The organism is Microbacterium sp. NPDC055910, assembly GCF_042271185.1.
In the GTDB taxonomy this organism is placed as follows: Bacteria; Actinomycetota; Actinomycetes; order Actinomycetales; family Microbacteriaceae; genus Microbacterium.
Genome location: NZ_JBHJZS010000065.1, coordinates 1 through 3,502, shown reverse-complemented (window position 1 = coordinate 3,502; position 3,502 = coordinate 1). Strand labels below are relative to the sequence as shown.

The window sequence follows — 3,502 nt, the reverse complement described above, 5'->3', positions numbered from 1 at the left end:
GGAGCGCCCCGGGTGGCGCTCCCGCGCACCCGGAGTCAGCGCTTCGCGGGGGCGTGCGCCGTGAGTGCGGGGATGACGGTCTCGCCGTAGACGCGGAGCGTCTCCTCCTTGCTGTCGTGCTGCAGGTAGCCGGCGAACTGCGTGACCCCGAGCTCTTGCAGCCGCTTCAGCTTGGCGATGTGCTCGTCGGCCGTACCGAGGATGCAGAAGCGGTCGACGATCTCGTCGGGCACGAAGTCGACGTGATCGTTGTCGGACTTGCCGTGCGTGTTGTAGTCGTATCCCTTGCGCCCCGCGATGTACGACGTGAGGGCCTCGGGAACCGCGCCGTGGTGGCCGTACTTCGCGACGATGTCGGCGACGTGGTTGCCGACCATCCCGCCGAACCAGCGGCACTGATCGCGCATGTGGGCGACGTCGTCGCCGATGTACATGGGCGCGGCGACGCAGATCGCGAGCGAGTCGGGGTCGCGGCCCGCTGCGGCCGCGGCATCCTTCACCGTCGTGATCATCCACTCGGCGATGTCGAGGTCGGCCAGCTGCAGGATGAACCCGTCGCCCACTTCGCCGGTGAGCTTGAGGGCCATCGGGCCGTAGGCCGCGACCCAGACATCCAGGCTCGACCCGCGGCTCCACGGGAACTGCAGCGTCGCGCCGTTGTGCTCGACGGAGCGCGAATTGCCGAGCTCGCGGATGACGTGCACGGCCTCGCGCAGCTCCGCCAGCGTCGTGGGCTTGCCGCCCGTGACACGGACGGCGGAGTCACCGCGCCCGATCCCGCACACGGTGCGGTTGCCGTACATCTCGTTGAGGGTCGCGAAGACGGATGCCGTCACGGTCCAGTCGCGCGTCGCGGGATTGGTGACGAACGGCCCGACCGTGACGCGATGGGTCTCGGCGAGGATCGCCGAGTGGATGACGTACGGCTCCTGCCACAGCAGGTGCGAGTCGAAGGTCCACACGTGGCTGAAGCCGTGCGACTCGGCGAGCTTCGCCAGCTGCACGGTGCGCGCGGCGGGCGGATTGGTCTGCAGAACGACGCCGAAGTCCACGTCACACCAGGTACTGCGACAAGCCGCGCTTGAGGAACCGGCCGTCGCCCTTCGCGCCGAGATACTCCCCGCCGTCGACGATGACCCGACCGCGGGAGAGCACCGTGTCGACGTGTCCGTCGATCTCGAACCCCTCCCACGCCGAATGGTCCATGTTCATGTGGTGGGTCCGGCCCGTCGGGTTGCCGTTCTCGTCCACCGGCATCCCGATGCTCGTGTGCCCGTTCGGGTCGTAGATGACGACGTCGCCGTCGGCGCCCGGCTGGATGACGCCCTTGCGCCCGTACAGCCCGAACATGCGCGCGGGTGTCGTCGAGGTGAGCTCGACCCACCGCTCGAGCGTGATCCGGCCCGTCACGACGCCCTGGTACATGAGGTCCATGCGGTGTTCGATCGAGCCGATCCCGTTCGGGATGGCGCGGAAGTCGCCGAGCCCGAGCTCCTTCTGGTCCTTCATGCAGAACGGGCAGTGGTCGGTCGAGACCATCTGCAGGTCGTTCGTGCGCAGCGCCTGCCACATGTGGTCCTGGTGTCCCTCTTCGCGGGAGCGCAGCGGCGTCGAGCAGACCCACTTCGCCCCCTCGAATGCGCCCCACCGCTCGCTCGATGCGCCGAGCTGCTCTTCGAGAGACAGGTAGAGGTACTGCGGACAGGTCTCGCCGAACACGTTCCAACCCTTGTCCCGTGCCGCCGCGAGCTGTTCGACGGCCTGTTTCGCGCTCACGTGCACGACGTACAGCGGCGCGCCCGTGAGGTTCGCGAGCATGATGGCACGGTGCGTGGCCTCTTCCTCCATCTGCCACGCTCGAGCGATGCCGTGGAAGTACGGGTCGGTCTCGCCGCGCTCGACGAGCTGCGCCGCGAGCACGTCGATCGCGGGCCCGTTCTCGGCGTGCATCATCGTGAGCAGACCCGTGTCGCGACTCACCTGCATCGCCCGCAGCACCTGCGCATCGTCGGAGTAGAAGACACCCGGATACGCCATGAAGAGCTTGAAGCTCGAGATGCCCTCATCGACGAGGCCGCGCATCGCCCGCAGGGAGTCCTCGTCGACGCCGCCGACGATCTGGTGGAAGCCGTAATCCACGGCGCAATTGCCCGCCGCGAGTTCGTGCCAGTGCGCGAGGCCGTCCTGCACGCGCTCGCCGTAGCGCTGCACCGCGAAGTCGATGATGCTCGTCGTGCCGCCCCACGCCGCCGCGCGCGTCCCCGTCTCGAACGTGTCGCTCGCGTTCGTGCCGCCGAACGGCAGCTGCATGTGGGTGTGCGCGTCGATCCCGCCCGGGATGACGTACTTGCCGGTCGCGTCGATGACCCGCTCGACGGATGCTGCGACATCGGTGCCGAGCAGCTGCGAGCCCGGCGCGAGCACGGCCGCGATCGTCTCGCCGTCGATGAGCACGTCGGCCTGCGTTCGCCCTGTCGCCGAGACGACCGTGCCGCCGGTGATGAGTGTCGTGGTCATGGCTTCGCGATCCCCGTGTAGGAGTCGGGGCGGCGATCGCGATAGAACTGCCAGTCGTCGCGCATCTGCTGGACCATGTCCATGTCGAGATCGCGCACGAGCAGCTCCTCGTGCTCGCTCGATCCTCGCTCGCCGACGAAGTCACCGCGCGGGTCGATGATCTGGCTGGTGCCGTAGAAGGTGACCGCTTCGTCGCCGTACTCGTTGTCTTCGCGGCCGACGCGGTTGGGCTGCAGGACGAAGTAGCCGTTGGCGACCGCGGCGCACGGGCCCTCGACCTCCCACAGCCGGTTCGACAGCCCGGGCTTGGTGGCGTTGGGGTTGAACACCATGTGCGCGCCGTTCAGGCCGAGTTCGCGCCATCCCTCGGGGAAGTGCCGGTCGTAGCAGATGTACATGCCGACACGGCCGACCGCGGTTTCGAAGACGGGGTAGCCGAGGTTGCCGGGGCGGAAGTAGAACTTCTCCCAGAACTTCTCGAGGTGCGGTAGGTGGTGCTTGCGATAGATCCCGAGCACCTCGCCGTCGGCATCGACGATGACCGACGTGTTGTAGTAGACGCCCGTCTGGGCCTCTTCGTAGATCGGCAGCACCGACACCAGCCCGAGCTCTTTCGCGAGGGCGGCGAACCGCTGCACGATCGGGCCGTCGGCGGGCTCCGCGTAGCGGTAGTACTTCTGGTCCTGCGTGATGCCGAAATACGGACCGTAGAACAACTCCTGGAAGCAGATCACCTGCGCACCCTGCGCAGCGGCATCCCGTGCGAAGCCCTCGTGCTTGTCGAGCATCGATTCCTTGTCGCCCGTCCAGGTCGTCTGCGAGATCGCCGCGCGTACCGTCGTCATCGTGTCTCCGTTCAGTCACGGCTCCTGTGTCGGGACAGTCAAGCCTGCCGCGGACGCCCGGGCAAGGGCTTTCGCGGGATCCATCGCGAGGACGCCGCCCTCATCCGTCGACTTGCGCTCGGTGCGCGCGACACGCGGCG

3 protein-coding genes are annotated in these 3,502 nt (G+C 67.8%); all 3 read right to left on the bottom strand.

The features are described from left to right. Positions 1-35 precede the first annotated feature (35 nt). The 3 genes from ACFC3F_RS14990 to ACFC3F_RS14980 are packed head-to-tail and all read right to left on the bottom strand — an operon-like array spanning position 36 to position 3,362. The gene (locus ACFC3F_RS14990; RefSeq protein WP_376131502.1) at positions 36-1,052 is read right to left on the bottom strand and encodes a TIGR03842 family LLM class F420-dependent oxidoreductase; all 1,017 of its coding nucleotides are present in this window, start codon (positions 1,050-1,052) and stop codon (positions 36-38) included. Between the two features lies 1 nt (position 1,053). Continuing rightward, the gene (gene hydA, locus ACFC3F_RS14985; protein WP_376131499.1) at positions 1,054-2,517 is read right to left on the bottom strand and encodes a dihydropyrimidinase; all 1,464 of its coding nucleotides are present in this window, start codon (positions 2,515-2,517) and stop codon (positions 1,054-1,056) included. Further along, complete coding sequence (locus ACFC3F_RS14980; RefSeq protein ID WP_376131496.1) at positions 2,514-3,362, bottom strand: nitrilase-related carbon-nitrogen hydrolase; 849 nt, start codon at positions 3,360-3,362, stop codon at positions 2,514-2,516. The genes hydA and ACFC3F_RS14980 overlap by 4 nt, the downstream gene beginning before the upstream one ends. Positions 3,363-3,502 lie beyond the last annotated feature (140 nt).

Coding starts and splice junctions, on each gene's coding strand:
- ACFC3F_RS14980 (WP_376131496.1), bottom strand. CDS start 3,362: ATGACGACGGTACGCGCGGCGATCTCGCAGACGACCTGGACGGGCGAC.
- hydA (WP_376131499.1), bottom strand. CDS start 2,517: ATGACCACGACACTCATCACCGGCGGCACGGTCGTCTCGGCGACAGGG.